Raw genomic sequence first — 17,718 nt, forward strand, 5'->3', positions numbered from 1 at the left:
TAACACCGACTCCAGCCCGTCCCACGGCACCGAAGTCCAGCCTGCGGGCACTGAACCGCTCGGGGTCTGGTGGAGGTGGTCTGCCCCGCCGCCATCCTCGATCTGGTCGCTTCGAGCCGGAAGGTCGCCGAGGTGGCGAAGCTCCTGAACATTGGGTCTCCGCCGTGGAGAGATCGTCGGCCTGTGCTGGTCGGACCTCTACCTCGAAAGCCGCGTCCTCCACGTGCGCCAGCAGACGCAGCGCCGCCGTGGCGTCCTGTACGACGACGATCTGAAGAGCCGTCGTCGTCGAGTCGTCCTGCTTCCGGGCCTCTGCATCGCGCCCCTGCGTTGGCGCCGGATGCGGCAAGCAGCTGCTCGTGCCAAGGCCGGGGAGGCCTGGGCGGAGTCGGACTACGTCTTCACCACTCGCACCGGCCGCCCAGTCGAGCCGCGCATCGTGTAGCGCTCGTTCACGCGTGTCGCCAAGTCCGCCGGTCCCGGTATCATCCGGCCGCACGATGCCCGCCACGGCACGGCCACCCTCCTCACAGCTGCGGGAGTCGTACCCCGCGTCGTGATGGAGATCCTCGGGCACTCCTCAGATCAGCATCACCATGGACGTGTACGCGCACGTGGTCCAAGACACGCAACGCGAGGCGATGAGTCACATGGACCGGCTGCTCAGGAGGCGTCCCGGTCGTCAGTGACCGCCCCCATTGATGTCAGACGTAGATGTCGAAGGCCACCTACCAAGATCGGTAGGTGGCCTTCTCACTGGTGCCCCCGGCAGGATTCGAACCTGCGACACCCGCTTTAGGAGCGAGGTAGGTGGGCTAGCTAGCTGAGCTGGGCGTTTGTGCCTTCGGGTCGTGACTGCCCGCTGCTCTGCCCGTGGCCGCTGTTCCCCGTGATTCCCCCTTGGATCTGGCACACAAGTGGCACGCCGGAATTGCCACGACGGTGGGTTAGTGAGCGGAGCGCCCATGGCGGGCTGAGCCACATCGCGGCAGCAGACAGCTCCCCCTCAGCCACGGACCAGGGTCCGGTCCGCTCACGCGCTCGCATCCGTGACGGTGGCGGTACGGCGGCCCGCCCATGCCGGCCTGCATGCCCGGAGCGCTCAGCCCTGCCACCCCCCACTCCTCCCGTAGCCAGCCTTGTCGACGGAACCAAGACCTATGGCACGGTCGGCAGCGAGCCCGCCATGTAAACCGCTCACCGTCTCCGCCCCACCTCACCACCAACTTCTCCGCACTTCCTCGCCGCCCTCGGGGCCCCGCATGGACCTGCTCCTGAGGCATGGCGCCTTCGCGGCTGCTCAGCTCGTCCTGGTGGTGGGTGACTGGGGCCAGGCTGCTGGATGGCTCGGTGGTGGCGTTGGCCGGTGGGGTGTCTGCTCGGTCCGGCGCTGCATTTGGGCGGGACAAAGCGTCTAACGGATCACCCCGTGGCAACTGTGGTGGCGCGGGGCCGGGGGCGGGGCGGAGCGGGCCGCAGGCAGGAGCGTCGCCCCAGTCCCCGAGCCCGCGCCGGCCCGCGTGGCGGGCCGGTGGGGTGTGATTCGTAGCGGCGGCTGTCAAAGCCGTTGGCCTGCGCGCCGGATGCCGAAGGCAAGAGCACCCACAAGGCCAAAGCCACAAGCCGCAAGCCCTCCCGGCGGGGACCGGTCCGCAAGACGCTGACCAACGAGGTACACGGCTACTGCTGGCCTCGATGGGCACTCCACGGACTCAACGGGCAGAGACCGAGCGATCGACACCTGGAGCCCCGGCAAGGGAACGGCACCACCCGCGAGAGTTCCCGGAGTGCTCCCCCTCCCCCACTTCCCCGGCCGAAGGGCGGGGCTTGATGAGGTAGAGAAACCTGTAACAACTCACCCCGCCTCATCGCATCGCGTTGGCGATGGCCCCCATCCGGTCAGTTACCGCCTCGGCTCCGGCTTCCGTGAACGCTTCGCCCTTGTGCGGCTTGTTGGCATAGCCGATGGCCGTGGCCCCAGCCAAGTGGGCGGCCTGGATGTCAGTGACTGAGTCGCCGATCAGCACACACTCGGATGGCCCAACCTCAAGGAGCTCGGCAGCTCGTAGCAACGAGTGAGGATGCGGCTTCATCAGGTCGGGGCGATCAGCAGCACGGCCAACGACCTCGCGCACGTGGTTGCTCAATGAGTGTCGTGCGAGGAACGCGCGGACGCATTCAGCAGAGTTATTGCTCACGACGGCAACCCGGCGCCCTGCGGCTTCTGCTGCTTTGAGCGCAGCTACTGCGCCGGCCGTGGGGGCTCCAGCGACTGCTACAGCTTCAATCTCAGCAGCGGTAAGGGCCCGCTCTACTTGCAAGCCCAGTCCAGGGTTGAAGTCGTAGCTCAGGCGCAGGACTTCCATCGGGTCGTCTGTCTCAGTGAGCTTCATGCTGAGCGTCGGTTCCTGCCTGGCAACCTGGCGCTTCAAATCGTCAGCGACCTTAGGCGCTGGTAGACCAGCGAACACGTCACACAGCGGACCGTCGAAGTCGAAGAGCACTGCGGACGCTCGGGCCAGCGTCTTGCTGAGGTCGTCACTGGCCATCGAGATCGAAGTCCCTCGCGATCGTCTCCCACACGCTGTCGAACCACATGCGGGCCTGCTGTACCTGCTGAGTGCCACTGGATGAATCGCTGTCGTTCACCGAGTGGTGGAAAAGCACGGTGTCCCTGCCCACCAGGTCGTAGATCTCGATCGCCTCGCCCTGGGCAACGACCTTGTTGGGCTTAATCGGGTAGTAGCCGAAGAACGCATCTTCGCGGTTGATCACATACAGCTTGAAGAACTGCGTCCCGCTGTGAACGCGTACGTCGACGCGAGTTTCCGGTACCAGCCCGAGGTGCTCCAGCTCCGTGATCGAATCTCGGATGCTTCGCGTGTAGCCAACCATGATGTCGTGCATCCGGTTGCGGAGCCTCACGTCGTCCTCGCCGTCTTCGCGGCGCACCGGTGCGGCCTGAGGAACTGACATGTCCGGCACGAGTATCCGGACGGTGATGCTGGTCGGAGTCAGACGCCCCACGCGGATCTTGTCTAGGGGCTCTTGCAGCGCGCCATGAAGCGTCTCGCTGGAGAACCCTGCGAAGTCGATCGTGACCTCTTTGCGGGAGAAAGCCTGCTCGACGTAGGGGCGTAGGCCGGCGGGCCGCTCAGTGCGATTACGGACGAAGACTCCGCTGCCCTTCCGGGACACCACCAGACCTTCGTCTTCCAGGTCCCGAAGGGCGCGCTGGATGGTCGCCCGTGCGAAGCCGTACATCTCCGTCAGCGTCTTGTGCGACGGGAGTTTCTCTCCGGGAGCGAGCTTCCTGGTTCGGATGGCCGCTCCGAGGCTGCTTGCCACCTGCTCATACGGCGGCCGGTCGTCGTCCGGGTCTAGCGGGTCGGGAGCGAAGGTCATGGCCCGATGCTACGCGGCCCTACCGACAGTGGGACAGCCAGGTCAGTCAGGTGTTGACATGACTAGCCATGTTGCTTACGTTAGTCATGTAGCCAACAAGGCTAGCCAAGTCAGTCACCTTCTGAGGGGAAGTTCCTCATGCCTTCGTTCAAGATCGACACTTCGACCGCTGTGGTCTTCGTCGCGACTCCGCCGACTCCGAAGCTCAAGAACGCGAAGACCGGGGAAGTGGCCATCGACATCCAGACCGGCGCCACGCTGATGACGGTGGGCCTGCTGGTCTCCGATGAGGGGGAGGGCAACCTCTACCAGGTGGCCATCCCGCAGACCGGCGTCCCGGAGGGGCTGGCGCCGGGCATGCCGGTGTCGGTGGTGGGCCTGAAGGCTCGCGACTGGGAGAACGAGATCAACGGGAAGCAGCGGCACGGCATCTCGTTCCGCGCGGTCGCGATCACTGCCGGGGCCTGATCATGTCGGACCTGACCACCGTGCTCGAAGCGACCGGCGCCTTGGCTGGCGTGGGTGGCCTCGGCTACGCGAAGGCTCGCGCGCCGCGTGTGTACTGGTCGCTGGTGGGTCTGCCGGTCACGTGGGGTCGGTTCACGGTGACGTACCGCTCGACGATGGATGTGTGCGGGCTGACGGTGCAGCCGTCGCGCCTGCGGGCGTTCATGGCCCGCAACATCGCCCGCCGCGAAGTTCAGCCGGTTCCGCCGAAAGTCCGCCGGCTGAGGGGCACTTCGACCGGGCTTCGGGTCTCGCTCCGGCTTCCGGCCGGTCTGGAACCGGCGGACGTGGCGGCGGCCTCCGAGCGACTCCGGCATGCCTGGGGCGTCCACTCCGTGATCGTCGTCGAGACGAAGCCGGGTGTGGTGGAGCTGCGGATGACCGGCTACGACGTGCTCAAGCGGGTCCGGATGCCGCGCCGCCTCAAGGCCGGATCGATGGCTGTGCCGGTGGCCTTGCGTGAGGACGGGACGGCGTTCGTACGCGACTACCGCAAGGCCCCTCACGGGCTGACGCTGGGCGCGAACCAGTCCGGTAAGTCGATGTATCAGCGCAACCTGATCAAGGGCCTGGCGAAGCTGCCGGTGGGCCTGGTCGGCATCGACTGCAAGCGCGGGGTGGAGCAGAGTGCCTACGCGCCTCGCTTGTCCGCCCTGGCGATCACGTCGGAGCAGGCTTCCGCACTGATCGATGTGCTGGTCGCAGAGATGGAAGATCGCTTCGATCTGCTCGCCGAGCATGGCGTCTCGGATCTGTGGGACCTGTCCGATGAGGTTCGCCCTGTGCCGCTCGTCGTGCTGATCGACGAGATCGCGGAGCTGTTCTTCGTGACCTCGAAGAAGGAGGAACCGGCCCGCGACCACACGGTCATGCAACTGGTCCGCCTTGGCCAGATGGCCCGAGCCATCGGCATCTACCTGGAGGTCTGCGGCCAGCGCTTCGGCTCCGACCTGGGTAAGGGGGCGACCGCCCTGCGCGCTCAGCTCACCGGCCGTGTGGTGCACCGGGTCAACGACAAGCAGACCGCCGAGATGGGCCTTGGGGACATCGGGGCCGACGCGATCGTCGCCGCAACCTCGATCCAAGCCGACCGGCCCGGCGTCGCGGTCGCCGGTGACACGTCCGGCGGCTGGTCCCGCATCCGCACCCCCGAGACCTCGCCTGCTGAGGCTGCGGCGGTCTGCCGAGAGTTCGCCTACCTGACGCCGGACATCCCGGCGCTGGCTCCGTTCCGGCCGGCCGTTGCTGCTGAGCCGACGCTCGGCGAGTCGCCGTCGCTGGTCAAGACCCGGCCCGTTACCGACTAACACCCCTTGCTTCACACGGTCGGCGTGACCGCCTCACGCCAAGTCCCTACCCCGTCATGCCCGAATCGGGCTCAAGCGAAGGAGATCACTTATGGCACGCGACCGCCGCAGCAACAGCGACTCTGCCAACGACCGTCGTCTGACGGGCCAGTTGCAGCACTCCGCACAGTCCTACTGCTACCGCGACGACGCGGATTCCGACTTCGCCTCGGTCGTCATGAACGGTTGCGTCACCACCAGCCCGAAGGAGTACCCGCCGGAGGGCCACGGCTACCCCAGCAACGAGAGCTGACCGGCATGGCCGCCAAGAAGGCCGCCGCTCGCAAGACGGCGACGAAGAAGCCGTGCCCGGACTGCAAGGACGCCGGACAGACCTCCGAGACCTTCCAGGTCGGCGCACGCAAGAAGCACGACAGCCCGCACAAGCAGGAGGCCCTGTGCCTGACCTGCTGGGGCACCGGCGAAGCCCCCATCAACTGAACTGCCGCGCGCCAGGCGGACACCTCAACCCCGCCCGACCCGGCCTGATCCCGGAAGGAGGTACCGCGATGCGATCGAAGATGCGTCTGGACGCCGTGCTCGTCCAGGCCGTGATCGCCGGTGCCCTGTCCTTCGCCCACCTCCACGACATCGCCGAAGCAGCCGGCCAGCACGGCTGGAAGGCCTGGGCCTACCCCGTCAGCGTCGACCTGCTCTTCGTCGCCGCCTGGCGACGCCTACGCACCCTACGAGCCAACGACCACGCAGCCCGATCCGCCTGGACCTGGTTCGTCATCGCCCTGGCCGCATCCCTCGGCGCCAACATCGCCACCGCCGGACTCCTCGACCTCAACGCGGTACCGGCCTGGCTGCGCATCCTCGTCGCCGGATGGCCAGCCCTGGCCTTCCTCGGCGGAACCCTCCTCGCCCACACACCCACCCATGCAGCACCGGGCCCCACGCCTGCCCCGGCCGACGAGCACGACGAGATCGACGTGGAGACTGCTCCGGCTCCGGTCCTGCCCGAGGTGCCGGCTGCGCCGGAGATCGCGCCCGTGCCGGTCGAGGAGCCAGACACCCGTCCCATCGCCCCTGCACCCACGTCTGCCCCGGCCACCAAGCCGGCCGCAGCCCCGGTCCCCGCGGTGCCTCCAGCCCTGCTGGATCACGCCCGGAAGATCGCCGACACCCACCGCGCCACGACCGGCTCACCGATCGACCCCGGGACCCTGCGCGATCGTCTGGGCGTCCCGCCGGTCCTGGCTGACGCCATCACTGCCCAACTCGCCTGAAAGGAGGCTCACATGGCTCGTCCGAACCGCTTCTACGACGTGATCCGCATCGGCCCCGTCCAGGTCGGCTCGCACTACGACGGCCGGGGCCGCACCAAGCACACTGCTGCCTGCACCGCGCCCGGCTGCGGCTTCTCCGCCGACTACCGCGACCGCTCCGCCGCCGAACTCGCCGCCCGCACCCACCGCTGCAACCCCTAACCCGCCGAAGGGAGGCAACCCCGTGCGCTACCCGGACGCCCAACTGCGTGCCAACCACCGCCCGGCACACCTGATCCCGCCCGGCGTCGACCCGCGCAACGTCGTCATCGTCCAGGCCCCGCCCCGCTCCTACGCCGGGCCGATCCTGCTCACGATCGCGATCACCCTCGGCGTCTCCGTCGTGTTGATCGTGCTCGCCGTTGCCTTCCAGATCGCGGCCGCCGCTGCCGCAGCAGCCGTCCCGACCATCGGCGGCGCCAGCCTCACGATCAAGCTCGCCCGCAAGCAGCACAAGAGCTGAACGGCCCCCGGGACGGCCTCGGTCGCCAAACTTCCGCCGCCCCGGACGCCGGCACCCCATCCAGACCTCACCGACCCGAAAGGGGAGTCCATCATGCACCACAACAATCCCTTCGCTGCCCGCGTCTGCCCGCACTGCGACGGCTTCGCCACCGTCGTCATCGACTGCGGCCTCCGCGACTCGCACGGCCACCGCCTCACCGCGCCCAAGGACTGCCCCGCCTGCTGGGGCTTGGGCGTCATCGCCCGGATGCCCCGGTACTGGAAGTCCACCCTCACCCTGGCCACTCGCTGACCGCCGTGGCTATGACCGACGCCGCCACCTTGGCGGGCCTGGACCCGACCACCCTGGGCGACCTGCTCCGGGTGGCCGGATCCCCCGGCTTCGACCGCTGGCAAGACCAAATCCGCCGCACCGGCGGCTGCTCCGACCCCATCCACCTGGTCGGCTCGACCAAGACCCTCGACCCGGCCACCAAGACCGTCCTGCACGCCTACAGCACCGACCACGAGCCCGGTGGTCGGCTCCGGGTGGCTTGCGGCAACCGCCGCGCCTCGCGCTGCCCCTCCTGCGCCTGGACCTACGCCGGCGACACCTACCACCTCATCCGCGCTGGTCTCACCGGCGACGAAGCCAAAGGCACCCCAGAGACCGTGCGGGACCACCCCCGGGTCTTCGCCACTCTCACCGCCCCGTCCTTCGGCCCCGTCCACAACCGCCCCGGCAACCGCCCCTGCCGCTGCGGCACCCACCACCCCGAAGACGCACCCGAGTTGGGCACCGCCCTCAACCCCACCAACTACGACTACGCAGGTGCCGTCCTGTGGAACAACCACGCCGGACACCTCTGGCGCTACGTGACGATCTACCTGCCCCGCGAGCTGGCCAAGCGCGCTGGCCTCACTCAGAAGGACCTCAAGGCCCAACTCCGCGTCTCCTACGGCAAGGTCGCCGAGTACCAAAAGCGCGGCGCCATCCACTTCCACGCCGTCATCCGCTTCGACGGACCCGACGGCCCCGACACCGAACCCCCGGCCTGGGCCACCCTCGACCTGCTCACCGACGCCCTACGCGCCGCCGCAGCACGCGCCGAAGTCTCCCTACCTCCAGCCGGAGACCAGCCGGCCCGGACCCTGCGCTGGGGCACCCAGCTCGACGTCCAGCCCATCGGCGCCTTCGGCAGCGGCGAAGACCTCACCGAACAAGCCGTCGCCTCCTACGTCGCCAAGTACGCCACCAAAGCCGCCGAGACCACCGGCACCGTCGACCGCCGCATCGGCGAACTCGCCGAACTCGACAAACGCCCCGACCTACCCGACCACACTCGCCGCCTCATCCGCGCCTGCTGGGACCTCGACGAGCTCTACCCGGACCGGCGGCTCTGGCAGTGGGCTCACATGCTCGGCTTCCGGGGCCACTTCTCCACCAAGTCCCGTCGCTACTCCACCACCCTCGGCGCCCTGCGCCAGGTCCGCGCCGACTACCGCGCCGCCCAGCAACGCACCGCCCTCGGCCTACCCGACCCCGACGACTGCCCCGAGGCGACCACGCTCACCGTCGCCCACTGGGCCTACGCCGGCCACGGCCACACCCCCGGCGAATCCTGGCTCGCTGAACAGCTCGCACGCGAGATCAAAGCCAATCGCGACACCGCCCGCGAAGCCTTGGCGGAGCTCCAAGACGACATCGAGGGGGACTGGTGACCATGGCCGATCGGCTGCTGAACGTGCAGCAAGTTGCCGAACTGCTCGGCACAGGTGTCCGTTTCCCTCGACGCCTCATCGAGGAACGGCGAATAACCTTCGTCAAGGTCGGCCGGCATGTCCGTATCCCGGAGAGCGCCCTGTCTGCCTACGTCGCTGAGCACACCGTCCACCCGGTGATCGTTCGTCCTTCCGTGCTCAGGAGGGTTGCCTGATGGCGAACAACCAGGGCAAGCGGCGTCGGTTCGGCTCGGTCCGTCAGCTCAAGTCCGGCCGCTGGCAGGTTCGCTACCGTGATCCGAACACCGGTCAGCTCCGCAGCGCTGAGGAGACGTACGCGACCAAGACGGACGCGGAAGTCGCGCTGACCCACATCGAGGCGGACATCACTCGTGGTCAGTGGTCCGACCCTGATGCGGGCAAGGTCCACTTCGGTGAGTACGCGACTGCGTGGCTCAAGGATCGCAAGCTGGCAGACCGGTCGCATGAGCGTCATGAGTCGGTGATTCGGCTGCATCTGCTGCCCACTTTTCGCGAGCGGCCGTTGTCCTCGATCACGACGGCTCAGGTTCGAGCCTGGCGTACGGCGTGGCTTACACGGACCGGTGAGCCGACGGTGGTCAAGGCGTACCAGATCATGCGGGCGATTCTGAACACGGCCGTTGATGATGAGCTGATCCGGCGTAATCCGTGCCGGATCAAGGGTGCCGATCGCTACGACGTGCCGGAGCGGCCGGTACTCACCGTGGCGGAGGTGTACGCCGTGGCCGACGCGATCACGTCGCGATACCGGATGCTGGTCCTCCTGGCTGCCTTCACCGGTCTGCGCTTCGGGGAACTGGCCTCGCTCCGGCGGAGGGATGTCGATGCAGAGAGTGCTGCGCTGATGGTCCGGCGATCTCAGGCCGAGATGCAGACAGGGAGTCTCTTCGACAAGGCGCCCAAGTCCGATGCCGGCGTTCGGCCGGTGGCCTTCCCGACCGAACTCCTGCCGGACGTGAAGCAGCACCTCGACGCTTACGCCGGGCCTGGCCGTGACGGTCACGTGTTCCTCGGGCCCCAGGGCGGTCGGCTGCGCCGGAGCAACTTCCGGGATGACTGGATCAAGGCACGGACTAAGGCGGGCGTCACGGCCGATGTCCACTTCCACGATCTTCGGCACACCGGAAACACCCTCGCTGCGTCCGGCGCGAGCCTGCGTGAGCTGATGACCAGGATGGGGCACAGCACGCCCCGGGCGGCGCTGATCTATCAGCACATGGTCAACGGCCGTGATCGGGAGATCGCTGATCGGCTCGGCTCGATGATCCGCAAGGAGCGAGGGGAGGACTCTTAGCGGGCTTGTGGCACGTGTGTGGCACGACCGTGATCACGCGAAAGGGCCAGTTCGAGAGGATCAAGCCTCTGAACTGGCCCTTAGCCATGTGCCCCCGGCAGGATTCGAACCTGCGACACCCGCTTTAGGAGAGCGGTGCTCTATCCCCTGAGCTACGGAGGCGGGCCTTGTGGGAGACGTGGATGGCGGTGGTGCGTGGGAAATACATCCGGTCTCGGCAAGGGCCTGGACGCCCCTGAGGGGAGCCCAGGACAGCGTAGCGGATGGGGGCGGGGTGATGAGGGACGGCCGGTGCCTCAGGGGGCGTTCCGGGGGAGCGGTGGCCGTTCCCTGGGGCGGCCGGCGTCCCGCGGCCGCCTCCCTGGGGGCGTGGGTGCGCTCGGCCGGGTGGGGTGTGGTCGTCAGCCGCCGATGTGCCAGCTGACCGTGCCGTCGAGGGTGACGAGGAGGGCGAGCACGAGCAGGTCGGCGGCGCCGAGGGCGAGGCCCAGGAGGGCGCGGCCGCGGCGGGTGGTGCCACGGGCCAGGGCCAGGCCGCCGAGGATCAGGGCGCAGGGGCCCAGGACGAGGTTGAGGACCAGGGTGCCGAGCAGCCCGAGGACGAAGGAGGCCACGGCCATGCCGTCGGCGTGCGAGCGCGAACGGTCCGACCGGCGGGGGGACTTGGCCGCGGCGGTCGAGGTGGCCTGGGTGAGCGCGGTCATCGGGCGGTCACCTCGGTCCGGTGGCGGCGTTCGCGCAGGGAGAAGACGAGCAGCCAGACGGCGATGACGGCTGCCGCGACGAGGGTGGCGGGGAGGGGGAGGTGTGCCGCGGTGCCCAGCGCGATCCCCATCAGGAGGAGGGCAGCGACGAGGAAGAGCATGATCCGCCTTTCCGATTCGGAGGACAGTTGTTCACTCACTGACTCCAGCATACGACTCCCCACGGGTGGAGAAGTTCGGAGAACGGTTGTTTACTGGATGACATGAGTCACACCCTTGGGGTCCGGCAGGCCCAGAAACAGAAGACCCGCCAGGCGCTGCTCGACGCGGCGCTCGGCCTGCTGGAGGAGCAGAGTCTGAGCAGTCTGGGGCTGCGGGAGGTGACGCGGGTGGTGGGCATCGCGCCGACCGCGTTCTACCGGCACTTCAGGGACCTGGGCGAACTGGGCGTCGCGCTGGTCGAGGAGGCGCTGGGCAGTCTGCATGTGATGGTGCGGGCGATCCTCGCCGAGCAGGACGGGGCCGAGGAGCGGATCGACCGTACGGTCGCGGTCGTCGAGCAGCACGTGCGCACGTACCCGCTGCACATCCGGTTCGTGGCGCGGGAGCGGCACGGGGGCGTACGGGCCGTGCGGCAGGCCATCGCGGGGGAGTTGGACCGGTTCGCGGAGGAGGTCGCCGCGGCTCTCAAGTCCCAGCCGGTGTCGGAGGGCTGGCGCGACGACGATGTGCGGATGTTGGCCGAGCTGTATGTGGACCGGCTGGTGACCACGGCCGCGGCGCTGCTCGACGCCGAGGAGGACGGGGCCGAGGGCGCGGCCGAACGGGTGGTGCGGACGGCCCGTCGGCAGTTGCGGCTGATCAGCATCGGCCGGCGGCACTGGGGGGAGGAGGGCGGGGAGTAGGGAGTAGGGGGGTAGGGAGTAGTAGGTCTCGGTGGGGCGGGTGGGCCTGGTGGCCCCAGTGGACCTGTGGCGGTCCCTGGTGCCGTGGGCGCGGGTGGCGGTGGGTGTCAGGAGCGGGCCGGGGTCACTCGTACGCGGTAGGTGCCGTCCGGTCTTTCGGTGAGCACGGTGACCGAGGTGCCGCTGGCGCGGTCGGTGTAGGTGCTGCCGGGGCGGAAGGTGGCGTCGGTGAGTTCCGAGTCGACGTACTTGTCCTTCTGGTAGCAGCCGCCGCTGCGCGGGGTGGCGTCCACGACGCGGAGCGGGCCGCGGCCCGAGGGGACGTCGGTGGCGACGCGGTAGACCAGGACGCCGGGCCGGCAGACCGCCGGTTCGAGCAGCCCGTGGGTGCGGGCCTCGACCACCAGCGCGGTGTGCGGTGAGGTCGGGATGACGACGATCTTGGTGCCGCCGGGGACGGAGATCGGTGTGAGGGTGTGTTCGGCGGGCGTTCCGCGGGGCGGTGCGCAGTGCACCTGGTCGGCGGAGAGCCAGCCGAGCTTCCACTTGTGCCAGCCGACGAAGTCGTTGCTCGGCCCCCAGTCCTCGTCCATCGGGTCCCAGTGCCCCGCGGGGGCTGGGGCATGGCGCGCGTCGTTGTAGTAGAGGTCCGGCAGGCCGAAGCTGTGCGCGTTCTCGTGGTTGAGGACGCGGAAGGCGCTCGCTCCGATCTGCCGGCTCCATATGAACGACACGTTCCGGAACGGCACCCCGTCGGGCGTCTTCATGCCCATGTCGCCACCGCTGAAGGTGACCGAGAGAACCGTACGGGTCGCGGGCGGGCCCGCGTTGGGTGTGGCGATGATGTTGACGACGTCGTAGTCGTGGAAGTCGACGGTCCCGTCGACGGCGCGGACGACCTCCTGGGCCAGCGCGTGATAGCCGCCGTCCGAGGCCGGGTCGAAGCTGGCGCCGCGCTCGATGCCGTACGCCGCGACCGGCCGTGACATACGGATCCAGCGGAAGAGGGGGACGGGCAGATAGCTCAGCCTGCCGTACGAGCTGGTCCGGAAGTAGTCCGTCGCGGCCGGGAAGAACTCGGCGAAACGGGCGCTGGGCGATATCGGGGCGTGGGCGTCGGGGAAGTCGATGAAGAGGGTCAGTGCCCTGACGACGCCGGACGAGCGGGCGAAACCGGCGGGGGTGTCGGCGGATTCGGCGACGTCGTCGGTGATGCCGCGCAGCGCGCAGGGGCCGCTCGGGGGAACGCCCGGCCCCGGGGGTATGGCCACGGCGCTGGGGGGCGAGCCCAGCGTGACGGCCGCGGTCGCGCAGGCCGCGCCGACGGCCAGCACCGCGGATATCTTGCGCCTCATGACGATCACCTTGGATCGCCGGGTGTTCCCCCGCGCGCGGTGTTGCGTCAATTGGAGGCATGGCGTCGTCATCCGGCCTCGCACACCGGGCCGGGAGGCGGCTCGGGGAACTGTGTGTCAGGTCACATGGCAGCGTGAAATATCCGGGGACGCTCTCCCCGTTTAACCAGACGTCCGACTGAAGCGGGGAGCGTCTCCCCGGTTCGCCGCCCGGCGTCCGGACCCGCAGACCGAGAGGAGTGAGCCGCATGACCGCCGTCGCACACTGCGCGAAGACCGGGAAGCAGGGGCCCTCGCCCCGCCTGCGGGCCGATGCCCTGCGAAACCGGGAGCGGATCATCGCGGCCGCTCGCGAGACGGTGATGGAGTTCGGGGCCGAGGTCCCGCTCGATGAAATCGCTCGACGTGCGGGTGTCGGCAATGCGACGCTCTACCGTCACTTCACGGATCGACTGGAGTTGATCCACCACGTCACGCTCTCCGTCATGTCCCGTACGGCCGACCGCGCGGAGAGTGCTCTCGCCGAGGAGCCCGATGCCTTCCAAGCGCTGAGGCGCTTCGTCCACGACGCGGTGGAGGAGCGGATCGGGGCCCTGTGCCCGATGCTCTCCGACAGCATCGACCGTGACCACCCCGAACTGCTCGCCGCGCGCGAACGCCTGGAGGCGGCCATCGAGGCCGTCATGGGCGCCGCGCGCGACAGCGGCCAGCTGCGTCCCGACATCGCCGTCGGTGATCTGATGGTCGCGCTCACCCAGCTCACCCGGCCGTTGCCGGGCAGTGGCTGTGTGGACTTCGACAGGTTCGTGCACCGGCACCTGCAGCTGTTCCTGGACGGCCTGCAGGCGCCCGCCCGCTCCGAACTGCCCGGGTCCGCCGCCACCTTCGAAGACCTCAGGCGCCGCGGGTAACCGGACCGGCCGCCGGCCCAGGTCTCACACACCGCCGGCCCAGGTCTCACACACCCCGCACGTCACACCCCACACCCGTCCCACTCGTCGTTCCACGGGGCCCGAGCGTCCCGTCCGTTCCCACGCTCCCGCTCGCCCACGCCTCCGTCCGCTCACCGCACCACTAGGTGGATCCCGCCATGCCTGAAACCGTCCCTTCCGTCGATCCCCGGCGCTGGAAAGCGCTGATATTCATCGCTCTCGCCCAGCTGATGGTCGTCCTCGACGCGACCATCGTGAACATCGCGCTGCCCTCCGCCCAGGAGGACCTCGGCATCACCGACGCCAACCGGCAGTGGGTGATCACCGCCTACGCACTGGCCTTCGGCGGCCTGCTGCTCTTCGGCGGCCGCATCGCCGACCTGTGGGGACGCAAGCGGACCTTCATCATCGGGCTGATCGGCTTCGCGGTCGCCTCCGCGCTCGGCGGGGCCGCGGCCAACGAGGGGATGCTGCTGGGCGCGCGGGCGCTGCAGGGTGTCTTCGGCGCGCTGCTGGCGCCGGCCGCACTGTCCCTGCTCGCGGTGACGTTCACCGAGGCCAGGGAGCGCGCCAAGGCGTTCGGCATCTTCGGTGCGATCGCCGGTGGCGGCGGCGCCGTGGGCCTGATCCTCGGCGGTGTGCTGACCGAGTACATGAACTGGCGCTGGACCTTCTTCGTCAACATCCCGTTCGCCGTGGTCGCCGCGACCGGCGCCTTCCTGGTCATCCGCGAGCCCGCGGAGGGCCGCAACCCCTCCCGGCTGGACGTCCCCGGCGTCATCCTGGCCACGCTCGGACTGGTCTCGCTGGTCTACGGGTTCACCCGCGCCGAGTCCGACGGCTGGCTGGCGGCCCCGACCCTGGGCCTGTTCGCCGCGGCCGCCGTGCTGCTGCTGGCGTTCGTGCTGGTCGAGTCCAAGGTGAAGGCCCCGCTGCTGCCGCTGCGGGTGGTCGCCGAGCGCAACCGCGCCGGTGTCTACGCCTCGCTGGGCCTCGCCGTGATCGGCATGTTCGGCCTCTTCCTCTTCCTGACCTACTACCTGCAGATCGTGAAGGGGTACACGCCGGTCGTGACCGGTCTGGCCTTCCTCCCGATGATCGTCGGCATGATCACCGGCTCGACGCAGATCGGCGCCCGGCTGATGAACCGGGTCCGTCCGCGGCTGCTGATGGCGCCCGGATTCACCGTGGCCGCGGCCGGCATGCTGGTGCTGACCCAGATCGACCTGGACACGTCCTACCCGGCGCTGATCCTGCCCGGTTTCCTGCTGATGGGCCTCGGCATGGGTACGGCGTTCATGCCGGCGATGTCGCTGGCCACGCACGGGGTCCAGGCGCGGGACGCCGGTGTCGCCTCGGCGATGGTCAACACCTCGCAGCAGGTGGGCGGTGCGATCGGTACGGCTCTGCTGAACACCATCGCCGCCAGCGCCACCAGCGCGTACGCCACTTCGCACGCGGCCGGCGCGCGCTCGGCCGACCTGCTCAAGCTCCAGTCGATGGTGCACGGCTACACCACCGCCATCTGGTGGGCGGTGGGCATCCTGCTCCTGGCCGGGGCGATCGCCTTCACCCTCATCAACACCGGGCGGCCGGGCGGCGGTTCGCCGGTGGCCTCGTCCGGGGACGGTACGGGCAAGGCCGTGGCCGAGGACGAGGTGCCGGTCCCGGTGCTGGCGCACTGAGCCGGTCCGCAGGCGCCGGCCTCTTCCGGTTCCCCTGATACGTCAGCGGAGCCAGGGGAGGTCGGCGCCTTGCGGCTGCAGCCCCTCGGTCATCACCTGGCATATCTGGGCCAGTTGGCGGACCTGCTCCGGGGAGAGGCGGTCGAAGATCGCGGAGCGGACGGCGGCGACATGACCGGGGGCGGCCTTCTCCAGCACCCGCATTCCCTCGTCCGTGAGGTACGCGTTCTGCCCCCGCTTGTCGGAGGGGCAGTTCTCGCGGCGCACCCAGCCGTTCTTCTCCAGGCGGGCGACCGCGTGCGAGAGCCGGGAGCGGGTGATCTTGGCGTTCTGGGCCAGCTCGGTCATCCGCATCCGGCGCCGCGGTGCCCGGGAGAGCTGGACGAGCAGGCCGTAATAGACGTGCGGCATCCCGGCGTCGCGCTGCAGCTGACGGTCGAGGTGGTCCTCAAGGAGCGTGGTGGCGTGGAGGTAGCACTGCCAGGCGTATTGCTCCTCGTCGGTGAGCCAGCGCGGCTCGGCTGCGGGTTCGGTGCTCATAGCATCCACTCTCTCACCGCTCAGAGAGTTCTTTAAGTTTTAACAACGTCGGGTTAGGCTGGATTCCTACGCTTGAACGTTCAAGTACTGCAGAGTGCGGTGACTGAATGTTTCCGGTGTGCCGATACCGCCCAGTGTGACGCCGCAGAGTTGATATGTCGCCCATGCCGGCCGCAGCGGCTTCCTCGCCCGTGCCCGTCCAGAATCCGTCGGTACGTGGAGGGGCGGGGTGTCCGGCCGACAGCCCGTTTTGAGGGCCAGGCGGCGCCCGCCCGGCCGGGGGAGTGCGACGACCGGGGGTGGCAGGCCCTGGAAGTCCAGGGCCTGCCGCCCTTGCGGCCGACCTGGGTGGGGGCGGAGGGCCGGTCCGTCCTGACTCGCCGTCAAGGGAGTCCGCGGCCGTCGCCAGCGCGCACCCGAGGGCCTACGCGCCCCACCGCCGCGACGTCGGGGCCGCCGCCCGCGACGTCAGCCGAACGCGGTGGACCGATGCCGGCCGTGCGGCTCGCGGGTGCGGTGGGTCCGGAAGACGTACAGCGAGACGACGAACATGATCACGCCCATGACGAGCCCGAAGCCGCACGACTTCAGGATCGTCTCCCCGCCGAGGCTGTAGTTCCAGCCCACCGCCGCGCCGAAGAGCGCGCCGTAGGCGAGCGCCCGGGTCTCGGTGAGCATGGACGACTGGTAGTGGACCAGGACGAGTCCCAGTGCGCCGGTGACGACGGCCGCGGCCACCCCGTACAGCAGCGCGGGGCCGCCCTCGGTGCCGGCGGTGTGGGTGCGGAAGATCGTGAAGCAGCCGAAGGCGAGCGCCGCGACGATCGGCAGCGAGACGGTCGCCGGAACGCGCTCGGCCATGGCGGCCGGCCGGGAGGGCCGCTGCGGGGGCCGGTCGCCGGTGCCCGCCGTCGCGCCGTGTTCGAGTTCGACGCTGCCGTGCGAGCGGGCCGCCCTCGCGCCGTGCCGTTGAGCGTGCTGGTCCATGGCGGGCTCCTCTCGATCGCCCCTGCGCCCGGTGTCCTGCTGCTCCCGTGCCCTTCTGTCCAGGCGACACCCGGGGGTCGCTTCCGTCAACTGGATCAGCCCGGAACGGCGGGCGGGGCGACCTCGGCGGGGGCCGCCGGTCACGTCGCCGGGCGGTGGCTCCCGGCGGCGGGCGGTGCGCCGTCCACCGCCTCCTGGGCAACCAGAACGCGGTGCGGGTCGTCTTGGGGGGTGGGAGAGCGGTGCACGAGCGGCGCCGGTAGGACGGCAGGAACGGATGGGCGCTACTCCGAACGTGATGCACGTCTCACGGATGTGGTGGCGATAAAGATCCACAAGGGGTGGGAGATCCGCTTCGGTGTCCGCTCTGACCTGCGGTTCCCGCTGTTCGCGCAGCGTATGAGCTCCCCGTGCGGGGTGCAGGGTACTGCATGATCAGAAAAATAGAAGCGCGGTGTGGGAATTCTGTCCGGATTCCAGCCGTTGTTTCCTTCGGACGGGCCACCCGGCAAGCATCGCAGTGGGTGCACCACCAATCGGCTCGCCCAACGTCCCGCGACCTTCCCCAAGCTCTCGGCT

The 17,718-nt window shown here is 69.2% G+C and carries 21 protein-coding genes, 1 tRNA gene and 1 pseudogene; 15 read left to right on the forward strand and 8 right to left on the reverse strand.

Features of this window, described 5'->3' with window-relative positions:
- Positions 1-151: 151 nt before the first annotated feature.
- Positions 152-689, forward strand: a pseudogene (locus tag ACFWZH_RS24985) (tyrosine-type recombinase/integrase); the annotation flags it as partial.
- A 1,176-nt stretch (positions 690-1,865) separates the two neighbouring features.
- Here ACFWZH_RS24985 and ACFWZH_RS24990 read toward each other — a convergent pair.
- Both ACFWZH_RS24990 and ACFWZH_RS24995 read right to left on the reverse strand, forming a co-directional pair.
- Positions 1,866-2,549, reverse strand: coding sequence for an HAD family hydrolase (locus ACFWZH_RS24990; RefSeq protein ID WP_384435266.1), 684 nt, complete (start codon positions 2,547-2,549; stop codon positions 1,866-1,868).
- Positions 2,539-3,405: a GntR family transcriptional regulator gene (locus ACFWZH_RS24995; protein WP_384435268.1), complete on the reverse strand. Its 867-nt coding sequence runs from the start codon at positions 3,403-3,405 to the stop codon at positions 2,539-2,541. The genes ACFWZH_RS24990 and ACFWZH_RS24995 overlap by 11 nt, the downstream gene beginning before the upstream one ends.
- A gap of 138 nt (positions 3,406-3,543) precedes the next feature.
- Between ACFWZH_RS24995 and ACFWZH_RS25000 the strand changes: the two genes are divergently transcribed.
- The 11 genes from ACFWZH_RS25000 to ACFWZH_RS25050 all read left to right on the forward strand — a co-directional run bounded on the left by ACFWZH_RS25000 (position 3,544) and on the right by ACFWZH_RS25050 (position 10,031).
- Complete coding sequence (locus tag ACFWZH_RS25000) at positions 3,544-3,873, forward strand: hypothetical protein (protein ID WP_384435271.1); 330 nt, start codon at positions 3,544-3,546, stop codon at positions 3,871-3,873.
- Between the two features lie 2 nt (positions 3,874-3,875).
- Positions 3,876-5,219 carry an FtsK/SpoIIIE domain-containing protein gene (locus ACFWZH_RS25005; RefSeq protein WP_384435274.1) on the forward strand — a complete coding sequence of 448 codons (1,344 nt, stop codon included), beginning with the start codon at positions 3,876-3,878 and terminating at the stop codon, positions 5,217-5,219.
- A 91-nt stretch (positions 5,220-5,310) separates the two neighbouring features.
- The gene (locus tag ACFWZH_RS25010) at positions 5,311-5,511 is read left to right on the forward strand and encodes a hypothetical protein (protein WP_384435277.1); all 201 of its coding nucleotides are present in this window, start codon (positions 5,311-5,313) and stop codon (positions 5,509-5,511) included.
- A 5-nt stretch (positions 5,512-5,516) separates the two neighbouring features.
- Positions 5,517-5,699 (forward strand): hypothetical protein, encoded by a 183-nt coding sequence (locus ACFWZH_RS25015; RefSeq protein ID WP_384435280.1) that lies wholly within the window; start codon positions 5,517-5,519, stop codon positions 5,697-5,699.
- A 68-nt stretch (positions 5,700-5,767) separates the two neighbouring features.
- Positions 5,768-6,490, forward strand: coding sequence for a DUF2637 domain-containing protein (locus tag ACFWZH_RS25020; protein WP_384435283.1), 723 nt, complete (start codon positions 5,768-5,770; stop codon positions 6,488-6,490).
- Positions 6,491-6,502: 12 nt separating this feature from the next.
- Positions 6,503-6,691, forward strand: a complete 189-nt coding sequence (locus tag ACFWZH_RS25025) for a mobile element transfer protein (protein WP_384435286.1) — start codon at positions 6,503-6,505, stop codon at positions 6,689-6,691.
- A 22-nt stretch (positions 6,692-6,713) separates the two neighbouring features.
- Entirely contained in the window at positions 6,714-6,992 is a 279-nt protein-coding gene (locus ACFWZH_RS25030) for a hypothetical protein (RefSeq protein ID WP_384435289.1), read from the forward strand.
- A 93-nt stretch (positions 6,993-7,085) separates the two neighbouring features.
- Positions 7,086-7,286 (forward strand): hypothetical protein, encoded by a 201-nt coding sequence (locus ACFWZH_RS25035; RefSeq protein WP_384435291.1) that lies wholly within the window; start codon positions 7,086-7,088, stop codon positions 7,284-7,286.
- 11 nt (positions 7,287-7,297) lie between these two features.
- Complete coding sequence (gene repSA / locus ACFWZH_RS25040; protein ID WP_384435498.1) at positions 7,298-8,695, forward strand: replication initiator protein RepSA; 1,398 nt, start codon at positions 7,298-7,300, stop codon at positions 8,693-8,695.
- Between the two features lie 2 nt (positions 8,696-8,697).
- On the forward strand, positions 8,698-8,910 hold the full coding sequence (locus tag ACFWZH_RS25045) for an excisionase family DNA-binding protein (RefSeq protein WP_384435501.1): 213 nt from the start codon (positions 8,698-8,700) through the stop codon (positions 8,908-8,910).
- The gene (locus ACFWZH_RS25050; RefSeq protein WP_384435294.1) at positions 8,910-10,031 is read left to right on the forward strand and encodes a tyrosine-type recombinase/integrase; all 1,122 of its coding nucleotides are present in this window, start codon (positions 8,910-8,912) and stop codon (positions 10,029-10,031) included. Before ACFWZH_RS25045 ends, ACFWZH_RS25050 begins: the two co-directional genes overlap by 1 nt.
- 89 nt (positions 10,032-10,120) lie before the next feature.
- Here the strand turns inward: ACFWZH_RS25050 and ACFWZH_RS25055 are convergent.
- The 3 genes from ACFWZH_RS25055 to ACFWZH_RS25065 form a co-directional block, all read right to left on the reverse strand.
- Positions 10,121-10,193, reverse strand: a tRNA-Arg gene (locus ACFWZH_RS25055).
- A gap of 239 nt (positions 10,194-10,432) precedes the next feature.
- Positions 10,433-10,735, reverse strand: a complete 303-nt coding sequence (locus tag ACFWZH_RS25060; RefSeq protein ID WP_384435297.1) for a hypothetical protein — start codon at positions 10,733-10,735, stop codon at positions 10,433-10,435.
- Positions 10,732-10,935 carry a hypothetical protein gene (locus ACFWZH_RS25065; protein ID WP_384435516.1) on the reverse strand — a complete coding sequence of 68 codons (204 nt, stop codon included), beginning with the start codon at positions 10,933-10,935 and terminating at the stop codon, positions 10,732-10,734. Before ACFWZH_RS25065 ends, ACFWZH_RS25060 begins: the two co-directional genes overlap by 4 nt.
- Positions 10,936-10,998: 63 nt before the next feature.
- Here ACFWZH_RS25065 and ACFWZH_RS25070 point away from each other — a divergent pair, with 63 nt between their 5' ends.
- Positions 10,999-11,640: a TetR family transcriptional regulator gene (locus ACFWZH_RS25070; RefSeq protein ID WP_384435300.1), complete on the forward strand. Its 642-nt coding sequence runs from the start codon at positions 10,999-11,001 to the stop codon at positions 11,638-11,640.
- A 107-nt stretch (positions 11,641-11,747) separates the two neighbouring features.
- Here the strand turns inward: ACFWZH_RS25070 and ACFWZH_RS25075 are convergent, their stop codons facing one another.
- Positions 11,748-12,995 carry a M6 family metalloprotease domain-containing protein gene (locus ACFWZH_RS25075; protein ID WP_384435303.1) on the reverse strand — a complete coding sequence of 416 codons (1,248 nt, stop codon included), beginning with the start codon at positions 12,993-12,995 and terminating at the stop codon, positions 11,748-11,750.
- Between the two features lie 248 nt (positions 12,996-13,243).
- Between ACFWZH_RS25075 and ACFWZH_RS25080 the strand changes: the two genes are divergently transcribed.
- Complete coding sequence (locus ACFWZH_RS25080; protein WP_384435306.1) at positions 13,244-13,906, forward strand: TetR/AcrR family transcriptional regulator; 663 nt, start codon at positions 13,244-13,246, stop codon at positions 13,904-13,906.
- A gap of 179 nt (positions 13,907-14,085) precedes the next feature.
- Positions 14,086-15,612 (forward strand): MFS transporter, encoded by a 1,527-nt coding sequence (locus ACFWZH_RS25085; protein WP_384435309.1) that lies wholly within the window; start codon positions 14,086-14,088, stop codon positions 15,610-15,612.
- A 42-nt stretch (positions 15,613-15,654) separates the two neighbouring features.
- On the opposite strand, the gene ACFWZH_RS25090 is transcribed toward ACFWZH_RS25085, so the two are convergent.
- Positions 15,655-16,152 carry a MarR family winged helix-turn-helix transcriptional regulator gene (locus ACFWZH_RS25090; RefSeq protein WP_384435312.1) on the reverse strand — a complete coding sequence of 166 codons (498 nt, stop codon included), beginning with the start codon at positions 16,150-16,152 and terminating at the stop codon, positions 15,655-15,657.
- A 468-nt stretch (positions 16,153-16,620) separates the two neighbouring features.
- A complete protein-coding gene (locus tag ACFWZH_RS25095; protein ID WP_384435315.1) occupies positions 16,621-17,139 on the reverse strand; it encodes a hypothetical protein in 519 nt (172 codons plus the stop codon).
- Positions 17,140-17,718: the final 579 nt, after the last annotated feature.

This window comes from Streptomyces sp. NPDC059008, from assembly GCF_042749045.1.
Taxonomy (GTDB): Bacteria; Actinomycetota; Actinomycetes; order Streptomycetales; family Streptomycetaceae; genus Streptomyces.